Below are 20,154 nucleotides of genomic sequence, written 5' to 3'. Positions count from 1 at the left end.
AGGCAAGCCGTGATGAAGAAGACCCTTCTTTGCGCGGCGGCCGGCGCCGCCGCGATGGCGCCGCTTGCGGCCCATGCGCAAAGCGCCGGCAGCAACGTCGTCACGCTCGGCTGGTTCCACGTGATGCCGCAGCAAAGCAGCACGCCGATGACGACCAACGTCGCGCCGACGCCGATCAACACGCCGTTGCGGCTGCCGCCGTCGTTCACGTCGCCGGGCACCGGTTTGCACACCAGCGGCGCGGATACCGTCGGCCTGACGGTCAGCCACTTCCTGACCGATCACATCGCGGTCACGTCGGTGGCCGGCGTGCCGCCGGTGTTCAAGGTGTCGGGCCAGGGCACGATCAAGCCGCCGGGCCCGGCCGGCGCACTCGGCACGCAGAACATCGGCCTCGCGTCGGTGAACCCGATCGTGAAGAGCGTGCGGCAGTGGAGCCCGGCGGCGATCCTGCAGTACTACTTCGGGGCGGCGAACGCGAAATTCAGGCCATTCCTCGGCCTCGGCGTGTCGTACAACTGGTTCAGCGACCTGCAGCTCAACACGAACTTCATCAAGCAGACGCAGGACAACCTCGGCGCGATTCTCGCGGCGGGCGCGGGCAAGCCGGGTACGACATCGGTGGAAGCGAAGGCGTCGTCGTCGTGGCAGCCGGTGTTCAACGCGGGTCTGCAGTACAACATGACCGAGCATTTCGGGCTGGTGGCGTCGGTGACCTACATCCCGCTGAAGACGACGTCGACGGTGACGATCAAGGCGGCCGACGGCACGGTGCTCGCCGAGTCGAAATCGGAGCTGAAGGCTGACCCGATCATCAGCTACGTCGGGATGACGTACAAGTTCTGACGCCGGCGACGCAGGGCGGACAAAGGACGAATGGATGGCCCGCGCAAAACACGGGCAAAAAAAAGCCCGCCTAAGTGGCGGGCTGAATCCATATCAGAGGAGACATGGAGGAGACAGGTGTAACTATAGCGAATCGGTTTCCGCATTGCAACATTTCCGTAGAGAAAATAAGGATTTTCCCTCGACTGCGCACTCTAGAGCGCTAGTTCGCATCCGACCCCATCTCGTTCTCCCGGCGGAGCACCTCTCCCAGCGCATCCCGCAGTAGCGCGACCGGCCGCATCAGACGGCCCGGCAGCGTGCCGTGCACGATCCACACGCTGATCCGCGTCTCGAGCCCCGCCGTTTCCACCACCCTTAGCGCATCGCGATGCGCGCTGCGCGCGAGCGCGTTCGGCGGCGCGATGCCGATGCCGGCGCCTCGCGCCACGAGCGACAGCTGCAGCTCCGAGCCGAATGCCTCGACCGCGACGTCGAACGGCAACCCGGCCGCGCCGAGCGCGCGGCTCAGCGCCGAGCGCATCCCGCAGCCGTCCTGACTCAGCACCCACGGAAAACCCGACAACACATCGAGCGACAGCGGCCCGTCCGGTAGCGGAAAGTCGCGCGCGGCGACGAGCACCGTCGGTTGCGTGCCGAGCAACGTGGCCGTGAGCGTGTCGGGCAGCGCCGCGCTGGCCGGCACCATGACCGTCGCGACATCGAGCGCACCGCGCTCGATGCCCTGCACGAGCGCCGGCGACCAGCCGGCCGTCACGCGCAGCGTCAGGCGCGGAAAGGCATCACGCAACCTGTCGATCGGCCGCTCGAGCGCCAGCTCGGACAGGAACGGCGGCACGCCGATCCGCAGTTCACCGGACGGCTCGCTGTCGGGCGCGCCGGCCGCCATCAATTCGTCGACCGCACCCAGCACGTTGCGCGCAAGCGCGTAGACGTCGCGCCCGGCAGCGGTCGGCTTCAGCGGCTTGCTCTGCCGATCGAGCAGCGGCATGCCGAGCAGTGTTTCGAGGTTCTGGACGCGACGCGTCAGGCCCGGCTGCGTCAGATGAAGTTTCGCGGCGGCCGCGACCATCGACCCGCTGTCGACCACCGCGACGAACGCCTGGAGATCACGCGTATTCAAAGCAAACTCGCATAATCATGTTAGACATATTTCAATTGTCGCATAAACATCGCGCACCTACGATGGGGATTCCTTCGTTCGACATCCAGGCTTCCGACGATGAATTGCCCTGCACACTCCTGCCAAGCCGCCGACCGCCCCGCGCTCGGCGCACCGCCCGCGCTCAGTGCGGGCATGACGCTCTTCTTCGCCGCGACGGTCGGCGTGATCGTGATGGACCTGTTCGCCGCGCAGCCACTGACCGGTTCGATCAGCGCCGACCTGCGGTTGCCGCCGGGCCTCACGGGACTCGTCGCGATGCTGCCGCAGCTCGGGTACGCAGCGGGCCTCGTGCTGCTGGTGCCGCTCGTCGATCTGCTCGAGAACCGCCGCCTGATCGTCGTGACGCTCGTCGCGTGCGCGGCCGCGCTCGCGCTGCCGGCGTTCACGCGGTCCGGCGCCGTCTTCCTGCTCGCAACGCTGGTCGCGGGCGCCGCGTCGAGCGTGATCCAGATGCTGGTGCCGATGGCCGCGTCGATGGCGCCCGAAGCACAGCGCGGGCGAGCGGTCGGCAACGTGATGAGCGGATTGATGCTCGGCATCCTGCTGTCGCGGCCACTCGCCAGCCTGATCGCGGGCACGGCCGGCTGGCGCGCGTTCTACGCGCTGGCCGCGCTCGCGAACGCGGCGATTGCGGCGGTGCTCGCGCTGCGCCTGCCGCCGCGCGTGCCGCCGGTGACGGCCGGCTATCGCGCGCTGCTCGCGTCGATGGGCCGCCTGCTGGCCGACGAACCGGTGCTGCGCCGACATGCGCTGTCGGCCGCGCTCGCAATGGCCGCATTCAGCGCGTTCTGGACCGCCATCGGGCTGCGGCTCGCGCAGCCGCCATTCGGCCTCGACCTGCACGGCGTCGCGCTGTTCGCGTTCGCCGGCGCGAGCGGTGCGATCGTCACGCCGCTGGCCGGTCGCGCCGGCGATCGCGGCCACGGTCCGGCCGCGCAGCGCATCGCACACGTGACGATGCTCGCCGCGCTCACCGTGCTCGGCATCGCCGGCGCCGGCTGGTTCGGCTTCGATGCGCACACGCACCGCGGCGTCGCGCTGGCGCTCCTCGCCGGCGGCGCTGCGCTGCTCGACGCAGGCGTGATCGTCGACCAGACGATCGGCCGCCGGGCAATCAATCTGCTGAACCCAGCCGCGCGCGGTCGTTTGAACGGATTGTTCGTCGGGTTGTTCTTCGTCGGCGGCGCGACCGGCGCAGCGCTCGCGGGCAGCGCATGGGCGTGGGGCGGGTGGCGTGCCGTGTGCGGTGTCGGCTTCGCGTTCGCGGGCGCGGCCGCCGCGTTCGGCTTGTCGACCGGCCGCCGTGCCGGCGCCGCCGCGTGGCCGCGCGCGTGATCCAAGCATGACCGGCCCCGGATGCGAAAATGCCCCGCCTCTGGCTGGCCGCGCGCGTGGGCGGAGCGTAATCGCAGCGCGACGTGAAAACGCCCCGCCCTCTGACGAGGCGCGGGGCGTGCTGCAACCCGTGGCGGCGGCGGCGGCCGCGGCGGCATGAATCAGTGACGGACCAACGCCATCATCGCGCCGAAGCCGACGAAAATGCCGCCCGTCAGCCGGTTGAAGATCTTCGCAACGCTCTGGCTTTTCAGCGTCGCGCCGATGTGCGTGCCGAACGACGCATAGACGAGATACCAGCTGACCTCGATCACCGCGAACGTGACGACTAGGATGCCGAACTGCGGCAACGTCGGCTCGGACGCGTTGATGAATTGCGGCAGCAGCGCGGCCGCGAACAGGATCGCCTTCGGGTTGCTGCCCGCGACCAGGAAACCGTTGCGGAACAGCGCGCCGCGCGATGCCGACGCGAGCTGGCGCGACACGGTTTCGACATCGGCGGCAGGCTGCTCGTCGTCGACCCGCGCGCGCCACGCCTTCACGCCGAGATAGATCAGGTAGGCAGCACCCGCAAAGCGCAACGTGTTGAACATCGCCGGCCATGCCTCGAGCACGGCACCGAGGCCCGCCGCCGACACCGACAGCATCAGCACCAGCGCCGTGAGACAGCCGGCCATCGTCCACGCCGAACGCCGCAGCCCGTGCCGCGCGCCGTGCGTCATCACGAGCAGCATGTTCGGCCCCGGAATCGCCGACACGACGAACACCGTCGCCACGAAAAGCCACCACGTATGCAGGTTCATCACCACCCCGACCGAAAGAAAAACGAAACGTCGATTATGCCGCGTGCGCGGCGCGTCTGTCCCGCGCCGGCTCAGCGCCCCGCGCGCCGCAGCGCGACTTCGCCGAGCACCGCGAAGTCCTGCTCGCCGCCGCCGTGCGCGAGCGCATCGAGCAGGCTGTCGCGCACGACGCTCGCCACCGGCAGCGGGACCGACGCGGCGTCGCCGGCCTGCAGCGCGAGCCGCACGTCCTTCAGCCCGAGGCGCGCCTTGAAACGCGCGGGCTCGTAGCTGCGCTCGGCGATCATTGCACCGTAGCCTGCGTAGACCGGCCCCGGGAATACGCTGTTCGTGATCACGTCAAGGAAATCGCGCATCGCGACGCCGTGCGCGCCGAGCAGCGCGGACGCCTCGCCGAGCGTCTCGATCGCCGACGCCAGCGTGAAATTCGCCGCGATCTTCGCGACGTTCGCATGCTGCGGCAGCGAGCCGAACCGCCAGGTCTTCTGGCCGATCGCGTCGAACAGCGGCTGCACGCGGTCGATCGCCTCGGCCGGGCCGCCCGCCATGATCGTCAGGCGCGCGGCGGCGGCGACGTCCGGGCGCCCCATCACGGGCGCGGCGACATACGCGAGGCCGCGCGACGCATGCGCGTGCGCGAGCGATTCGGCGAGCGCGACCGACACGGTCGCCATATTCACGTGAATCAGGCCGCGCGGCGCCTGCGCGAGCAGCGCGTCGTCGAATACTTCGCGCGCGGCCGCATCGTCGGCGAGCATCGAGAACACGGCATCGCCGCGAAACGCGTCGGCCGGCGTCGCGACGATCTGCGCGCCGAACGCGGCGAGCGGCTCGGCACGCTCGCGCGACCGGTTCCAGACCCGCACGGCATGCCCCGCCTTCAGCAGGTTCGTCGCGATCGCCTGCCCCATTTCGCCCAGTCCGATAAATCCGAGATCCATTTCCCGCTCCTTCGACTCGTGAAGCGGGGAGTTAAACACAGATGGCGACAGCCTGCAGCCCCGGCGACCGGCCGTGCGCGGTGCGATACTGCGCGGATGGCGACCGCAACCTTCCGCTTTCACGGCGAACTGAACGACTTTCTCGCTCGCGCCCGGCGCGAGCGCGCGTTCGCGCACGCGTTTGCGCGCGACGCGACGCTCAAGCATGCAATCGAGGCGCTCGGCGTCCCGCATACGGAAATCGGCCGGCTCTGCGTGAACGGCGCCCCATCCGCCCTCGACCGGCCGCTCGGCGACGGCGACCGCGTCGACATCCATCCGCAGCGCGCGCAGCCGTCGGCCGCATCCCCGCTGCCGCAACCGGACCGCTGGCGCTTCGTCGCCGACGCGCACCTCGGTGGCCTTGCGCAGCTGCTGCGCCTGGCCGGCTTCGACACCTGCTACGACAATCACTACCGCGACGACGAGCTCGTCGCGCTCGCGTCCCGCGAAGGCCGGATCGTGCTGACACGCGACCGCGAGCTGCTGAAGCGCCGCGCGGTCGCGCGCGGCTGCTACCTGCACGCGCAGCAGCCGGACGCGCAATTGCGCGAGCTGTTCGTGCGGCTCGATCTCGCGCCGCACATGCGGCCGTTCCGGCTGTGCCTGCGCTGCAACGCGCCGCTGCACGCGCTCGACGCGGCGGACGCCGCGCCGCGCGTGCCGGCCGGTGTCCGGCAGCGGCACCGGCGCTTTGCCGCGTGCGACGTGTGCCGGCGGGTGTTCTGGGAGGGATCGCACTGGCGGCGCATGCGCGCGGTGGTCGATGCGATGCGCGCGCCGCCGCCGCCCGGCGCCCTCGACGTCCCGAACGTGGCCGACGCCTGAAAAAACAAAACCCCGCAGGCCGGAGCGTGCGGGGTTTCACGACGGGCGGCCGGCAGTGCCGGCTCCGGCGAAACGTGCTTAGTTCTGCGCGCCTGCGTCGTTCGTGCCGGCGGCCGATGCAGCCGCAGCCTTCGCCTGGCCCTTCTTCGAGCCGTGGTGCTTCAGTTGATGCTTCGGCTTGCTGTGATCCTTCTTCATCGGGGCGGAAGCAGGAGCCATCGCGTCGGCGCCGGCAGCCGACGCCTGTGCGAATGCCGAAACCGATGCGAGAGCGAATGCTGCGGCCATGATCGAAGCGAGCGTCTTCTTCATTGTTCTTCCTTTAGCGGAGAAAAAGTCAAACGTACCGGTAAGAGATGCGAGGCATCCGCATCGGAACATCAGCCGCGCCGGGTCGCCGGTCGCCGCCGGGCGGGTCGGCTCTTGCCTTTTCGCCTCGACAAACACTGATGCACTGGCTCCATAACGCCTCTCCCGCACGACGAGTTGACATGCGGCCTGCACCCTCGGGTTTCCCCGGGGGCGCCGGTTTCAGGCCAGCGCGACACGCTGCGGAACGTGCGTCAATCATCCGACAAACCGGCTCTCGCGCCCGCCGCGGCGACGCTATACTGGCCTCCTTCCGTCCCCAACCGGACGCGGCCGGTTCCGAGACCGCCGCCGTCGCAAGGCGCCCAAATTGCCCGATCACAATCTGGACAAACTGAAAATCGACCGGCGTCCGCTCGCGCCCGCGCCACGCCGGCGCCGGTGGCTCCGCATTGCGGTCGCAGCCGCGCTCGTCATCGCCGTGATCGTCGCCGTGCTGGCGTTCACTGGCCGCCCGACGGTCGACACGACCGCCGTCACGTCCGCCTATCCGTACCAGAACGATACCCAGCTCAACGCGACCGGCTACGTCGTGCCGCAGCGCAAGGCCGCGGTCGCGTCGAAGGGCCAGGGGCGCGTCGAATGGCTCGGCGTGCTCGAAGGCACGCGCGTGAAGAAGGACGAGATCATCGCGCGGCTCGAAAGTCGTGACGTACAGGCGTCGCTGGCGCAGGCACGCGCGCAGGTGCAGGTCTCCCGCGCGAACCTCGGCGTCGCGCAGGCGGAGCTGAAGGACGCTGAAATCGCGCTGCGCCGCACCGCCGCGCTCGCGCCGAAGGGCGCGGTGCCGGCCGCGCAGCTCGACATCGACACGGCCCGCGTGAACAAGGCGCGCGCGTCGGTCAACAGCGACGAGGCCACGATCGCGTCCGCCGAAGCCAATGCGCAAGCCGCGCAGGTCGCGGTCGACCAGACGGTGATCCGCGCGCCATTCGACGGCATCGTGCTGGCAAAGCACGCGAACGTCGGCGACAACATCACGCCGTTCTCGTCCGCGTCGGACAGCAAGGGCGCGGTCGTGACGATCGCCGACATGGACACGCTCGAGGTCGAGGCCGACGTCGCCGAGTCGAACATCGCGAAGATCCGCGCGGAACAGCCGTGCGAGATCCAGCTCGACGCGCTGCCCGACATGCGCTTCGCAGGTCGCGTGTCGCGCATCGTGCCGACTGTCGACCGCTCGAAGGCAACGGTGCTCGTGAAGGTGCGTTTCGTCGACCGCGACGAGCGCGTGCTGCCCGACATGAGTGCGAAGATCGCGTTCCTGTCGAAGCCCGCGTCGCCGCAGGACCGTCAGCCGGTAACCGCCGTGCAGGCGAGCGCGGTGGTCGAGCGCGACGGCCGGCCGGTCGTGTTCGTCGTGAAGGACGACACCGTGCGCGCAGCGCCGGTGACCCAAGGCGCGCGGATCGGCGAACTCGTCGCGATCCGCGGCGTGAAGCCCGGCGACACGGTCGTGCTTGCGCCGGGCGCGAAACTGAAGGACGGCGCGAAAGTGGCCGTCGCGAAGAAGTAGCGTGGCGCGCGTGAACGACGCCGCGCCGCCGCTCGTCGAGCTCAGCCACGTCGCGAAGTCGTACCGGCGCGGCAACCAGGTCGTGCCGGTGCTGACCGACATCACGCTCGACATCGGCGAAGGCGACTTCGTCGCGCTGATGGGGCCGTCGGGTTCCGGCAAGAGCACGCTGCTCAACCTCGTTGCCGGCATCGACCGGCCCGACAGCGGCGAGCTGCGCGTGGGCGGCCTCGACATCTCGCGGCTCGAGGAAGCGCAACTGGCCGAATGGCGCGCGGCGAACGTCGGCTTCATCTTCCAGTTCTACAACCTGATGCCCGTGCTCACCGCGTTCGAGAACGTCGAGCTGCCGCTGATGCTGACGCACCTGTCGCGCCGCGAACGCCGCGAGCGCGTCGAGCTGGTGCTCGACATGGTGAATCTCGGCGACCGCATGACCCATTACCCGTCCGAGCTGTCGGGCGGCCAGCAGCAGCGCGTCGCGATCGCGCGCGCGCTGATCACCGATCCGGTGCTGATCGTCGCCGACGAACCGACCGGCGACCTCGACCGCGCATCGGCCACCGACGTGCTCGCGATGCTGCAGCGGATGAACGCCGAGCTCGGCAAGACGATCATCATGGTGACCCACGATGCGCACGCGGCAGCCGCCGCGCGCTCGCTCGTGCATCTGGAAAAAGGGGAGCTGATCGATGGGCACGCCGCCTGACGGACGGGAGCGCGCGCGATGTACGTGCTGAAGCTGATCGCGCGCAATGCGCTGCGGCACCGGCTGCGCACGCTGCTGACCGTGCTCGGGCTGACCATCGCGGTGCTGGCGTTCGGGCTGCTGCACACCGTCGTCGACGCTTGGTACGCGGGCGCGGCCGCCGCCTCCAGCGGCCGGCTCGTCACGCGCAACGCGATCTCGCTCGTGTTCCCGCTGCCGGTCAGCTACGAGAACCGGATCCGCGGCGTCGACGGCGTGACGGCCGTGGTGCGCTCGAACTGGTTCGGCGGCATCTACCGCGATCCGAAGAACTTCTTCGCGAGCTTCGCGGTGTCGGAGAACTACCTCGACCTGTATCCCGAATTCATCCTGCCGGCGCAGCAGCGCGCCGACTACGACCGCGACCGCCGCGGCTGCCTCGTCGGGCGCCAGCTCGCGACGCAGTTCGGCTTCAAGGTCGGCGACGTGATTCCGCTGAAAGGCACGATCTATCCGGGCACGTGGGACTTCGTCGTGCGCGGCATCCTCGATGGCCGCGACGACTCGACGATCACGCGCCAGCTGGTGTTCCACTGGGACTACCTGAACGAGACGGTGCGCAAGCGCACGCCGAAGCAGGCCGACCAGGTCGGCGTGTTCGTGCTCGGCGTCGCGAACCCGGACGACGGCGCCGCGATCGCGCGCAACGTCGACGCCGAGTTCAAGAACTCGCTCGCCGAGACGCTGACCGAGACCGAGCAGGCGTTCCAGCTCGGCTTCGTCGCGATGTCGAACCAGATCATCGCGGCGATACGCGTCGTGTCGTACGTGGTGATCCTGATCATCATGGCCGTGATGGCGAACGCGATGGCGATGAGCGCGCGCGAACGCACCGCCGAATACGCGACGCTGAAGGCGCTCGGCTTCGGCCCCGGCTTTCTCGCGCTGATCGTGTTCGGCGAATCGGTCGTGATCGCGGTGGCGGGCGGCGGGCTCGGGATGCTCGCGACGCCGCCGGCCGCGAGCATCTTCAAGCAGGCCGCGGGCGGCATCTTCCCGGTGTTCAAGGTGTCGACCGAAACGATGGCGCTGCAGGCCGCGTGCTCGGTCGCGGTCGGCCTCGCGGCCGCGCTCGTGCCGGCGTGGCAGGCGGCGCGCGTGCGCGTGGTCGAAGGCCTGCGGGCGATCGGGTAGGCTGCCGCCGATGACGATTCCGCTCACCTACATCGCGCGCAACCTGTGGACCCGCCGGCTCACCACCGCGCTCACCGCAGGCGGGATGGCGCTGGTGATCTTCGTGTTCGCGACCGTGCAGATGCTCGACGCGGGGCTCACGCAGACGCTCGTGTCGACCGGCGAACCGGACAACGTCGTGGTGATCCGCAAGGGCGCGGAAACCGAGATCCAGAGTGCGATCGACCATCAGCAGGCCAACGCGCTCGAGATGCATCCGGCCGTGGCGCTCGGCCCCGACGGCCGGCCGCGGGTGTCGAAGGAAGCCGTCGTGCTGATCTCGCTCGTGAAGACGTCGACCGGCAAGCCGTCGAACGTCGTGATCCGCGGCGTGTCGCCGGCCGGCCTCGCGCTGCGCCCGCGCGTGAAGCTCGTGGCCGGCCGCACGTTCGCGCCGGGCTCGTCGGAGATCGTCGTCGGCAGCGCAATCGCGAAAGGCTTCAGCGGCACGCAGCTCGGCGACCGCCTGCATTTCGCGCAGCGCGACTGGACCGTCGTCGGCATCTTCGACGCGGGCGGCAGCGGCTTCGATTCGGAGATCTGGGGCGACGTCGACCAGCTGATGCAGTCGTTCCGGCGCACCAGCTATTCGTCGATGGTGCTGCGCATCCCGAGCGCCGACGGCTTCGCGCGCTTCAAGGCCGACATCGACGTCGACCCGCGGCTGACGGATGAAGCAAAGCGCGAGCAGACGTTTTACGGCGACCAGTCGAAGGCGCTGTCGACCTTCATCAACATCCTCGGCATCACGCTGTCGACGATCTTCTCGATCGCCGCGATGATCGGCGCGATGATCACGATGTACGCGTCAGTCGCGAACCGCACCGCCGAGATCGGCACGTTGCGCGCGCTCGGCTTCAAGCGCGCGAACGTGCTCGCCGCGTTCCTGCTGGAGGCGCTGCTGCTCGGCTTCGTCGGCGGGCTCGCGGGGCTTGCGTGCGCATCGCTGATGGAGTTCGCGTCGTTCTCGACGACCAACTTCCAGACCTTCTCCGACCTGTCGTTCCGTTTCGTACTGACACCCGCGATCGTCGTGAAGACGCTGCTGTTCTCGCTCGTGATGGGGCTCGTCGGCGGGTTCCTGCCGGCGATGCGCGCCGCGCGGCTGAACATCGTCGACGCGCTGCGCGCGCAGTGACGCGCGCGGCCGCTCACGGCCGACGCTCGCGCGGCACCCACGCGCCGTGGAACCCGGCCGGCACGCGGCGCGGCAGGTGCACCGTCGCGACCGGCGCCGCGTCGATGGCGCGCGCATCGAGGATCACGACGTCGCTCGTGTCCGTCGCCGCGCGGTAGACCATCACCAGCAGCCAGCCGTCGTCCTCGTCGGTGCCGCCCGGGCGCGGCACGAACACCGGCTCGCCGTTCTGGTCGCCGGCCGGCACCGCGAAGCGTGTCGTCGTGCCGCGCACGTGGTCGAAGCGCATCACACCGCGCATCTCGGCGTTGTTCGGCTGCTCGACCGCATACAGATAGCGGTACGGGCGCCCCGTCCTGCTTTCGTTGATGCGCGGCAGCTCGATGCCGCCGTCGGCGAGCGGCCCCTCGTCGATCAGCCCGTTCGCGGTATCGATCACGTAGCGCCACAGCTCGCCGACCGGGTTGTCGGCGAAGCGGCCGGTGCGCGCGTCGAGCCGCAGGAACCACGGATAGCGCACCGCATCGAGCACGATGCACGACGCATCGCAGTCGTACGCGTTCACGACATGCTGGATGAAGCACGGCTCGATGCCGAACCAGCGCACGTCGCCGCCGTGGCGCGGGATCACGCCGATCCGCGCGTCGCGATCGTCGTGCCAGCGCAGTGGCATCCGGTGCCCCTGCTTCAGCATCGCGAAGTCGTAGCCGACGTTCAGATCGAGCAGCAAGCTGCGGGTCTCGGTGATCGCGAGGTCGTGCATCATCGACGGCGCACGCAGGTCGACGGCGACGTCGACGCGCTGCACGCCCTGCGCATCCGCGACGCCGTAGCGCAGCCACGGCGCGCGCCAGTCCGCGCGAAGCAGGATCAGTTCGCCCGTCACCGGGTCGACCTTCGGATGGGCAGCCATCGCGCCGCCGAACGCCGCATGCCGCGCCGGCGCACCGAGCGTGTCGAGCGCGGCCGTGATCGCGAGCGGCACGCCGCCTTCCGCCAGCGCGAGCAATTCGCCGGCGTGCTGCACTACGTTCACGTTCGGATTCGTGTCGGGCAGGTGCGGCGCCTGCTCCGGCGCATGCACATCGGCCCAGCGGCGCGTGCGCGCCCAGCGGTTCCGATAGCCGGCCGCGCGGCCGCGTTCGAATGCGATCGCGTGCAGCATCGCCGCTTCCGGCCACCACGACAGCACGTCATTGCCCTCGAAGCGGCCGCCCGGCGGATTCGGGCCGTTGCGCAGCAACGTGCCGTCAAGTTCTGGCGGGATCGTTCCGGTCACGCGCAGGTCGACGAGGTCGACTTCGTCGGCGACCGGCGCGATCGCGCCGCGGTTCAGCTCGAAGGTCGTCATTGCGTCGTGTGCTCCATCAGCAGTCTTCGGTCGACGGCGGCAGATCGCCACGCGCCAGCACGAGCGCATGGTCGCGCACGTCGTCCGGCCACCGGGCGATCAGCTCTGCCATCCGCGCGAGGTCGTTCGCATACAGCGCACGCGCAGCTTCCTCGAAATTCGGCAGGTCGCCCGCGATCGCCGACATGAAGTGATACGCGCGCGTCTGTGCGTCGCGGCGCCGGTCGGCCGCCGCGTGCGTGCGCCGCGCGTCCTCCACCAGCTTGCGCAGCGCGACGGACGCGCCGCCCGGCTGCGCAGCGAGCCAGTCCCAGTGACGCGGCAGCAGCGTGACCTCGCGTGCGACGACGCCGAGCTTCGGACGTCCGCGGCCGCGCTGCTCGGCCGCGCCGGCCTGCTCGCCGGCGGACGCGGATGCCTCGCCCGGCACTGCCGCGTAACGCGCGCGGATATCGTCCGCCGTGCCGCGCAGGTCGAGGTCGATCGAGCGGCCGGTCGCGTCGTCGAAGATCACGATCGAGCCGGACATCGTGTCGCCGTACGCCTGCCGGATTGCGACGGCCACCGTCGCAAGCGGACCCGACGCGACGCGCCGATGACCGTCGAATGCCGTGTAGGAAGGAAGCAAGGTGGAAAGCGTCATCGTGGCCGCCCATGGGCAGAAATCGGAATGACGCAATTTTTATCCGGGTATAAATTGATTGTCAATATCATCCGGGTAAAAATATGCCGAGTGCTCGAATCAATTCAATTCCTGAATCGATCAAGTCAGCAATTGGCATGAAAGCGCGAATTTCGCCATGACAGAATGATCCGGACGCCCGCCTCCGCGGCATCGGCGTCCGGCCGCCGGCCGGCAGGACCACCACGAAAAAACGCGCGCACCGACGCGCCGCCGCACGACGGCGCCTTCCGCCCTTCGGAGGAGACAGTCATGAATCCGCTTCACGCATTGCCGGCGTCCGCATCGGCAACGGCCCGGCGCACCCGCGTGCGCTGGCTCGTGCTGACCGTGCTGTTCGCGGTCACGACGATCAACTACGCGGATCGCGCCGCGATCGCGATCGCGGGCCCGGCGCTTGCCCGCGCGATGCACCTGAGCCATGTGCAGATGGGCTTCATCTTCTCGGCGTTCGGCTGGTCGTACGTGGTCGCGCAACTGCCGGGCGGCTGGCTGCTCGACCGCTTCGGGTCGCGCATCGTCTATGCGTTCAGCATCTTCTTCTGGTCGCTGTTCACGCTGCTTCAGGGCGGCATCGGCTTCTTCGGCGGAGCGGCCGCATTCGCGACGCTGTTCGGGTTGCGCTTTCTGGTCGGCGCGGCCGAGGCGCCGTCGTTCCCGGCCAACAGCCGGATCGTGTCCACGTGGTTCCCGGCCGTGGAGCGCGGCACCGCGTCGGCAATCTTCAACGCGGCTCAGTACGCGGCGACCGTCGTGTTCGCGCCGCTGATGGGCTGGCTCGTGCATGCGTACGGGTGGCAGTCGGTGTTCGCGGTGATGGGCGTGCTCGGCTTCGCGTTCGTGCTGGTGTGGAACCGCACGATGTACGACCCGAAGGCGCACCCGCGCATCAACGGCGCCGAGCTCGACTACCTCGCCGAAGGCGGCGCGCTCGTCAACATCGACCAGGCGACCGGCGCGCGCGACGGCGGCCCGTCGATGCGGCACGTGAAGGCGCTGCTGAGGAACCGGATGCTCGTCGGCGTATACGTCGCGCAGTACTGCATCAACGCCCTCACCTACTTCTTCATCACGTGGTTTCCCGTCTATCTCGTGCAGGCGCGCGGGATGTCGATCCTCAACGCAGGGCTCGTCGCGTCGATCCCGGCGGTGTGCGGGTTCCTCGGCGGGATTCTCGGCGGCATCGTGTCGGACGCGCTGCTCAAGCACGGCCAGTCGCTGTCGGTCGCGCGCAAGGTGCCGATCGTGATCGGCATGCTGCTGTCGATGTCGATGATCGTCTGCAACTACACCGATTCGCACGTGCTCGTCGTGCTGTTCATGGCGCTGTCGTTCTTCGGCAAGGGGCTCGGCGCACTCGGCTGGGCCGTCAATGCCGACACCGCGCCGCGCCAGATCGCCGGCCTGAGCGGCGCGCTGCTCAACACGTGCGGCAATCTTTCCAGCATCACGACGCCGATCGCGATCGGCTACATCGTCGACCGCAGCGGCTCGTTCAACGGCGCGCTGGTGTACGTCGTCGCGCATGCGCTCGTCGCCGTGATCTGCTATCTGTTCGTCGTCGGCGAAATTCGCCGCGTCGAGCTGAACTGAACCGCGCGGGCCGCGCCGGCGCGTCCGGCGGCCCGCGCACGACCGGAACCAGGAGCGAACCGATGTCCGAATCCCGCCGTGCCGGCACGCCGCGCGTCACGCGCATGCAGGTGATCCCCGTCGCCGGCCGCGACAGCATGCTGCTGAACCTGTGCGGTGCGCACGCACCGTATTTCACGCGCAATCTCGTGATCCTCGACGACAGCAGCGGCCACACGGGCGTCGGCGAAGTGCCGGGCGGCGAAGGCATCCGCCAGGCGCTCGAACGGATGACCGATCTCGTGGTCGGCCAGTCGATCGGGCGCTACCAGGCAACGCTCAACGCGGTGCGCGCGGCGCTGTCCGGCACCGGCGCGGGGGCAGGACGCACGATCCGGCACGAAGTGACGTCGGCCGGGGAAGCGGCCGTGCTGCGCCAGCCGCACGAGATCAACCTGCGGCTCGACAACGTGATCACCGCGATCGAGGCCGCGCTGCTGGACCTGCTCGGCCAGCATCTCGACGTGCCCGTCGCGGCGCTGCTCGGCGAAGGCCAGCAGCGCGACGCCGTGCCGATGCTCGCGTACCTGTTCTACATCGGCGAGCGGCGCCGCACCGACCTGCCGTATCGCGACCAGACGCACGCAGCCGATCCGTGGTTCCGACTGCGCAATGAAGCTGCGCTTACGCCGGCCGCGATCGCGCAGCAGGCCGAGGCCACGGTCGAGCGCTACGGCTTCGCCGATTTCAAGCTGAAGGGCGGCGTGATGGCCGGCGCGGACGAGATGGAAGCGATCGCGGCGATCAAGGCGCGCTTTCCCGACGCGCGCGCGACGCTCGACCCGAACGGCGCGTGGTCGCTCGATGAGGCCGTCGCGCTGTGCCGCGGGCAAGGTCATCTGCTCGCGTATGCGGAGGATCCGTGCGGCCCGGAAGCCGGCTACTCGGGCCGCGAGACGATGGCCGAATTCCGGCGAGCCACCGGCATCCCGACGGCGACCAACATGATCGCGACGGACTGGCGGCAGATGGATCACGCGGTGCGGCTGCAGGCCGTCGACATTCCGCTCGCCGATCCGCATTTCTGGACGATGCAGGGTTCGGTGCGGCTCGCGCAGCTGTGCCGCGACTGGGGGCTCACGTGGGGTTCGCACTCGAACAACCATTTCGACGTGTCGCTGGCGATGTTCACCCACGCGGCCGCGGCGGCGCCAGGCACCATTACCGCGATCGACACGCACTGGATCTGGCAGGAAGGCGACGCGCGCCTCACGCGCGAGCCGCTCGAGATCGTGGGCGGCCAGGTGGCCGTGCCCGAGCGGCCGGGGCTCGGGATCGAACTCGACATGGCGCAGGTCGAGGCGGCCCATGCGTTGTACGAGCAAGTCGGCGGCACGGCGCGCGACGATGCGATGGCGATGCGGTATCTGGTGCCGGGGTGGACGTATGATCCGAAACGGCCGAGTTTCGGGCGGGGATGATGCGGCGGGGCGGGCTCGCGGAAAAGCAAAAAGGGCTCGGTCTTGCGACCGAGCCCTTCGAATTCCGTTGGTGGAGCGGAGGAGGATCGAACTCCCGACCTTCGCATTGCGAACGCGACGCTCTCCCAGCTGAGCTACCGCCCCAACAGTCGACCATCATACACATGCATTTCCGCGCTTGGCAATAGGGATTCCGTCACCCCGACGCGTCACTTTGACGGCGCGCCTGCCAGCACCCATTCGACCACGGAGCGCAGATCCGCGTCACTCATGCGCGGATGCGCGGGCATCGGGATCGCGCCCCAGGCGCCGGAGCCGCCATCCTTCACCTTCTTCGACAGCTTCGCGACGGCCTGCGGATCGGATTTGTAGCGAGCGGCGATGTCCTTGAACGACGGACCAACGAGCTTGCGGTCCACCGCGTGGCAGCCCATGCACGCATTGCCGCGCGCAACCTTGAGACCGTCGCCGACGTCCGCCCGCGCCGTGCCGAGCGCACCGGCCGCGAGCGCCGCGACTGCGGCGCCCTGCACCATCCATTGCCTGAGCTTCATCTGCGTCGATTTCATTGCGGCGTTGCCTTAGGATTGCCCGGATGCACGCTCGACGAATTCGAGATCGGCGCCGGCGGTTGCAGCGGCGTGGACTGGACCGACGCATCGGGCACCGCACCGACCGTCGCGGCATCCGCGGGTGCGGCGGCGGCCTGCGCGCCGGACGCCCCGCTCGGCGACGCGGCCTGCAATGCCTGCGCGTCCTGCGGCTGGATGTACTGGAACACCTTCACGACCTTCTCGACGCCCGGCACCTGGCTGGCCGCATCAGCACCGCGATTGCCTTCGTCGACCGTCACGAGCCCCATCAGATAGACGTTGCCGCGCTCGCTGACGACCTTGTAGTAATTCGCCGACAGCCCTTTCGTCGCGATCAGCTCGGACTTCACGCGCCCTTCGAGGTACGAGTCGTTCGCACGCGACGACAGCGACGACGACGGCTCGACCGACAGCTCGTTGACGATGCCGTTCACGTTGTTGATGCCGCGCACGATTTCCTCCGCGCGCTGCTTCGACGCGTTGTTCGGCACTTCGCCCGTCAGCAGCACGCGGCGGTTGAACACTGTCACGTTCACGTGCGACTGGTCCGGCAGCCCGTTGTTGATCTGCGTGAGCGACTTGACCTGGATCTCGCGATCCTCCGTCTGCGCGCCGAGCGTGCGGCGATCGGTCGCGATCAGCGCGCCGCCGCCGGCCGCCGCCCCCAGCACGCCGAGCACGCAGCCCTGCAGCGACATCGCGAGGCCCGCCGTCAGCGCGGCGAGCAACGTGGTTCTGACGAGCGTCTGTTTGACGCGGCTTTGATTCATCGACGGCTCTCCTTCGTTCAATCCTCACCCAGCAGCATCGCGTCGATGCCGTCGCACAGGCAGTGGATGGTCAGCAGATGGACTTCGTGGACGCGCGCCGCGCGCGAGGCGGGCACGCTGATCAGAATATCGGTGTCGGACAGCGCGGCCGCGACGGCGTGGCCGTCGCCGCCCGTCAGCGCGACGATGGCCATCTCGCGCTCGTGCGCCTCGTCGATCGCGGCCAGCACGCGCGGCGACGCGCCGCTCGCGTCGAGCACCAGCAGAATGTCGCCGGTCTGCCCGAGCACACGCACCTGCTGCGCGAACAGTTGATCGGCGGCGGCAGCCCCCGTGAGACCGCCCTGCGACGCATCGGTGGCCAGCGCGATCGCCGGCAGGCCCGGGCGCTCGCGCTCGAAACCGCCGACGAGCGACACGGCGAGGTAGTGCGCTGCGGCAGCCGACGGGCCATCTCCGCATGCGACGATCTTGTTGCCGTTCGCCAGCGCGGCGAACATCGCGTCGACCGCGGCCGCGATCGGCAACGACAGCGCATCGGCCGCTTCGGCGTGAAGCGCGGCGCTGTCGCGAAAATGTTGCTGAATACGTTCGACTGACATCGATTCCTGGTGAACTGGGCGCGCACGGCACGCAGCGCGCAACGTCATGGGTGCGGCGAGTTTACCGCACTCCGGCACCCTCTCCGGGGGTATGACGAGAACTCTTTACATCTCGTCACAGCTCGAGGCTACGCATCGTCGGCACGAAATGCATCGCGCAGCCACTCGAGCCGGCCGGCCTCGAAAGCGACGACGTCGAACCGGCATGCGGCATCCGCGCCGTGCCGCGCCCAGAAATGGAGCGCGGCCGCGATCAGACGCCGCCGCTTGCGCAAGCCGACGCTCGCGGCCGCGCCGCCATGCCGGGCGCTGCGCCGCGCGCGCACCTCGACGAACACGAGCGTGCCGTCCGACGCGCGCATCACGAGGTCGAGTTCGCCGCCGCGCATCGTCACGTTCGCCGCGACGAACGCGAGACCGCGACGTTCCAGGAACTGCCGCGCGCGCTGCTCGAACGTCGCGCCAATCGATCTGGATCGCGCCGTGCCGGAAAAGTTGCCGCCGCCGGCCGGCAAACCGTGCTCGTTGCCCGGCGCGGACGGCGCCGCGTGGCACAATGCCGTCCTTGTTCCGCTTGCGCCGCGATTGCGCGCATTGCCTGCCATGACTGCCCTCCTCGAACTCGCGCAAACGCAGCACTACCCGAACGCCGCTCTCTACGTGGTCGCGACGCCGATCGGCAACACCGCCGACATCACGCTGCGCGCGCTGCACGTGCTCGGCCTCGCCGACCGCATCGCAGCCGAAGACACCCGCAACACAGGCCAGCTGCTGGCCCGCTACGGGATATCGAAACCGCTTGTCGCCGTGCACGAGCACAACGAGCGCGAAGCCGCGCTGCGCGTGATCGAGCTGCTGCGCGCGGGCGAACGCGTCGCGTACGTGTCGGACGCCGGCACGCCCGGCATTTCGGACCCCGGCGCGCGGCTCGTCGACGCCGTGCGCGCGGCCGGCTTTCCGGTGATTCCGCTGCCGGGCGCGAGCGCGGCCGTAACCGCGCTCAGCGTGGCGGGCGACTGGGCCGGCGCGTTCACGTTCGCGGGCTTCCTGCCACCGAAGCCGAAGCAGCGGGCGAGCGCGCTGCAAGCGCTCGCGCGGCACCCGTACGCGCTGGTGTTCTACGAAGCGCCGCACCGGATCGCGGACACCGTCGCCGCCCTCGCCGACGCGTTCGGCCCGGCGCGCCGGCTGCTGATCGCACGCGAGCTCACCAAGCTACACGAGCAACTGTTCCAGGGCACCCTGGCCGAAGGACAGAGCTGGCTCGCAGGCGATGCGAACCGGCAGCGCGGCGAGTTCGTTCTGGTCGTCGAAGGCGCGCCGACCGACGGCGGCGAAGCCGACGACACCGCGCACGACGCGCTGCTCAAACTGCTGCTGGAAGAAGTGCCGGTGAAAAGCGCGGCGAAGCTCGCGGCCGCGCTGACGGGCGCATCGCGCAACACGCTGTATGCGCGCGCGCTGGCGCTGAAGGAAGGCTGACGCGCGGGCGCGGCCGGCACTCGCCGCCCGGCACGCGAAAACGAAAAAGGGCTGCCCGAGGGCAGCCCTTTTGCATGGGCGGACGAACCGCCGCGTTACTTCGACGACAGCGACGCGAACATTTCGTCGCGTGCCTCGCGCGCTTCCTGCGGCGACAGCCCTTCGATCTTCACGCGGCCCGTGCCGGCATGCACGAGGCCGATCATCTTGGCAGCCGCATACGAAAGGTCGAGCACGCGGCCACGCTTGAACGGCCCGCGATCGTTGACCTTCACGACGACCCACTTGCCGGTCGACGCGTTCGTTACCTTGATGTACGACGACAGCGGCAGCGTGCGGTGCGCGGCGGTCAGCGCGTTCATGTTGAAGCGCTCGCCGTTCGCGGTGCGACGGCCGTGGAAATCCCGGCCATACCACGATGCCCGGCCCGTCTGCCGGAAGTCGGACACGTCCTTGCCGTCGATCGGCTCGGCATCCGCCAGCGACGACTTCTTCGCGTCCTTGCTGTCGGCAGCCGGCATCGATGCCAGCGCGGAATCGAAATTCAGTTGTTGCTTGTCGTCGTCCGCTTTCGCGGCAGCGGCCGTCTTGTTGACCGCGTTCTTCTGGTTGGCGCTGCCGGTGGTCTGGCTGGGTGGCACCGCACAGCCCGTCAGCGCAAAAAATAATGCAATAGTCCCGAATCGAGTCGGAAAACGAAAGTTCATCGACGTGTCGCCT

The 20,154-nt window shown here is 69.1% G+C and carries 21 protein-coding genes and 1 tRNA gene; 10 read left to right on the top strand and 12 right to left on the bottom strand.

Translation table 11 applies throughout. The annotated features are described in order from the left end of the window. Positions 1–12 precede the first annotated feature (12 nt). Positions 13–846, top strand: a complete 834-nt coding sequence (locus tag WI26_RS01125; RefSeq protein WP_059465120.1) for an OmpW/AlkL family protein — start codon at positions 13–15, stop codon at positions 844–846. 202 nt (positions 847–1,048) lie between these two features. Here WI26_RS01125 and WI26_RS01120 read toward each other — a convergent pair whose 3' ends face one another. Then, positions 1,049–1,969 (bottom strand): LysR family transcriptional regulator, encoded by a 921-nt coding sequence (locus tag WI26_RS01120; protein WP_069225031.1) that lies wholly within the window; start codon positions 1,967–1,969, stop codon positions 1,049–1,051. A gap of 99 nt (positions 1,970–2,068) precedes the next feature. Here WI26_RS01120 and WI26_RS01115 point away from each other — a divergent pair, with 99 nt between their 5' ends. Further along, positions 2,069–3,346: an MFS transporter gene (locus WI26_RS01115; protein ID WP_069225030.1), complete on the top strand. Its 1,278-nt coding sequence runs from the start codon at positions 2,069–2,071 to the stop codon at positions 3,344–3,346. 161 nt (positions 3,347–3,507) lie between these two features. On the opposite strand, the gene WI26_RS01110 is transcribed toward WI26_RS01115, so the two are convergent. Together WI26_RS01110 and WI26_RS01105 are read right to left on the bottom strand one after the other, a co-directional pair. Beyond that, positions 3,508–4,149 carry a LysE family translocator gene (locus WI26_RS01110; protein ID WP_069225029.1) on the bottom strand — a complete coding sequence of 214 codons (642 nt, stop codon included), beginning with the start codon at positions 4,147–4,149 and terminating at the stop codon, positions 3,508–3,510. A 71-nt stretch (positions 4,150–4,220) separates the two neighbouring features. Next, positions 4,221–5,090, bottom strand: a complete 870-nt coding sequence (locus WI26_RS01105; protein ID WP_059465116.1) for an NAD(P)-dependent oxidoreductase — start codon at positions 5,088–5,090, stop codon at positions 4,221–4,223. 96 nt (positions 5,091–5,186) lie between these two features. On the opposite strand from WI26_RS01105, the gene WI26_RS01100 reads away from it, so the two are divergent. Beyond that, positions 5,187–5,957 (top strand): Mut7-C RNAse domain-containing protein, encoded by a 771-nt coding sequence (locus WI26_RS01100; RefSeq protein ID WP_069225028.1) that lies wholly within the window; start codon positions 5,187–5,189, stop codon positions 5,955–5,957. 78 nt (positions 5,958–6,035) lie between these two features. On the opposite strand, the gene WI26_RS01095 is transcribed toward WI26_RS01100, so the two are convergent. Beyond that, positions 6,036–6,269 (bottom strand): hypothetical protein, encoded by a 234-nt coding sequence (locus WI26_RS01095; RefSeq protein WP_059465114.1) that lies wholly within the window; start codon positions 6,267–6,269, stop codon positions 6,036–6,038. A gap of 367 nt (positions 6,270–6,636) precedes the next feature. Here WI26_RS01095 and WI26_RS01090 point away from each other — a divergent pair, with 367 nt between their 5' ends. Genes WI26_RS01090 through WI26_RS01075 form a run of 4 tightly spaced genes read left to right on the top strand, consistent with a single transcriptional unit; the run spans position 6,637 to position 10,901 of the window. After that, positions 6,637–7,842 carry an efflux RND transporter periplasmic adaptor subunit gene (locus WI26_RS01090; protein ID WP_069225027.1) on the top strand — a complete coding sequence of 402 codons (1,206 nt, stop codon included), beginning with the start codon at positions 6,637–6,639 and terminating at the stop codon, positions 7,840–7,842. Positions 7,843–7,852: 10 nt separating this feature from the next. Beyond that, entirely contained in the window at positions 7,853–8,551 is a 699-nt protein-coding gene (locus WI26_RS01085) for an ABC transporter ATP-binding protein (RefSeq protein ID WP_059508697.1), read from the top strand. 18 nt (positions 8,552–8,569) lie between these two features. Continuing rightward, a complete protein-coding gene (locus WI26_RS01080) occupies positions 8,570–9,724 on the top strand; it encodes an ABC transporter permease (protein ID WP_069225026.1) in 1,155 nt (384 codons plus the stop codon). 10 nt (positions 9,725–9,734) lie between these two features. Continuing rightward, positions 9,735–10,901 (top strand): ABC transporter permease, encoded by a 1,167-nt coding sequence (locus tag WI26_RS01075; RefSeq protein ID WP_069225025.1) that lies wholly within the window; start codon positions 9,735–9,737, stop codon positions 10,899–10,901. A 13-nt stretch (positions 10,902–10,914) separates the two neighbouring features. Here the strand turns inward: WI26_RS01075 and WI26_RS01070 are convergent, their stop codons facing one another. Continuing rightward, positions 10,915–12,252, bottom strand: coding sequence for a carotenoid oxygenase family protein (locus WI26_RS01070; RefSeq protein ID WP_069225024.1), 1,338 nt, complete (start codon positions 12,250–12,252; stop codon positions 10,915–10,917). A gap of 16 nt (positions 12,253–12,268) precedes the next feature. After that, positions 12,269–12,895, bottom strand: coding sequence for a DUF2239 family protein (locus WI26_RS01065; RefSeq protein ID WP_069225023.1), 627 nt, complete (start codon positions 12,893–12,895; stop codon positions 12,269–12,271). A gap of 291 nt (positions 12,896–13,186) precedes the next feature. On the opposite strand from WI26_RS01065, the gene WI26_RS01060 reads away from it, so the two are divergent. Together WI26_RS01060 and WI26_RS01055 are read left to right on the top strand one after the other, a co-directional pair. Continuing rightward, complete coding sequence (locus tag WI26_RS01060) at positions 13,187–14,527, top strand: MFS transporter (RefSeq protein WP_069225022.1); 1,341 nt, start codon at positions 13,187–13,189, stop codon at positions 14,525–14,527. 62 nt (positions 14,528–14,589) lie between these two features. After that, positions 14,590–15,987, top strand: coding sequence for an enolase C-terminal domain-like protein (locus WI26_RS01055; protein WP_069225021.1), 1,398 nt, complete (start codon positions 14,590–14,592; stop codon positions 15,985–15,987). A gap of 68 nt (positions 15,988–16,055) precedes the next feature. Here the strand turns inward: WI26_RS01055 and WI26_RS01050 are convergent. The 5 genes from WI26_RS01050 to WI26_RS01030 form a co-directional block, all read right to left on the bottom strand. Then, positions 16,056–16,131: transfer RNA gene (locus WI26_RS01050), tRNA-Ala, on the bottom strand. 65 nt (positions 16,132–16,196) lie between these two features. After that, on the bottom strand, positions 16,197–16,556 hold the full coding sequence (locus WI26_RS01045; protein ID WP_069225020.1) for a c-type cytochrome: 360 nt from the start codon (positions 16,554–16,556) through the stop codon (positions 16,197–16,199). Beyond that, a complete protein-coding gene (locus WI26_RS01040) occupies positions 16,553–17,350 on the bottom strand; it encodes a BON domain-containing protein (RefSeq protein ID WP_059465105.1) in 798 nt (265 codons plus the stop codon). The genes WI26_RS01045 and WI26_RS01040 overlap by 4 nt, the downstream gene beginning before the upstream one ends. Positions 17,351–17,367: 17 nt before the next feature. Continuing rightward, positions 17,368–17,952, bottom strand: a complete 585-nt coding sequence (locus WI26_RS01035; RefSeq protein WP_069225019.1) for an SIS domain-containing protein — start codon at positions 17,950–17,952, stop codon at positions 17,368–17,370. Between the two features lie 128 nt (positions 17,953–18,080). Next, positions 18,081–18,509: a YraN family protein gene (locus WI26_RS01030; RefSeq protein WP_208604129.1), complete on the bottom strand. Its 429-nt coding sequence runs from the start codon at positions 18,507–18,509 to the stop codon at positions 18,081–18,083. 46 nt (positions 18,510–18,555) lie between these two features. Here WI26_RS01030 and rsmI point away from each other — a divergent pair, with 46 nt between their 5' ends. After that, positions 18,556–19,434 (top strand): 16S rRNA (cytidine(1402)-2'-O)-methyltransferase, encoded by an 879-nt coding sequence (gene rsmI, locus WI26_RS01025; RefSeq protein ID WP_059465102.1) that lies wholly within the window; start codon positions 18,556–18,558, stop codon positions 19,432–19,434. A gap of 95 nt (positions 19,435–19,529) precedes the next feature. On the opposite strand, the gene WI26_RS01020 is transcribed toward rsmI, so the two are convergent. Continuing rightward, entirely contained in the window at positions 19,530–20,141 is a 612-nt protein-coding gene (locus WI26_RS01020) for a septal ring lytic transglycosylase RlpA family protein (RefSeq protein ID WP_059465101.1), read from the bottom strand. Positions 20,142–20,154: the final 13 nt, after the last annotated feature.

The organism is Burkholderia diffusa, from assembly GCF_001718315.1.
Lineage (GTDB): Bacteria > Pseudomonadota > Gammaproteobacteria > Burkholderiales > Burkholderiaceae > Burkholderia > Burkholderia diffusa_B.
The sequence above is the reverse complement of the archived record's forward strand: the minus strand, read 5'-3'. Positions and strand labels throughout refer to the sequence as shown.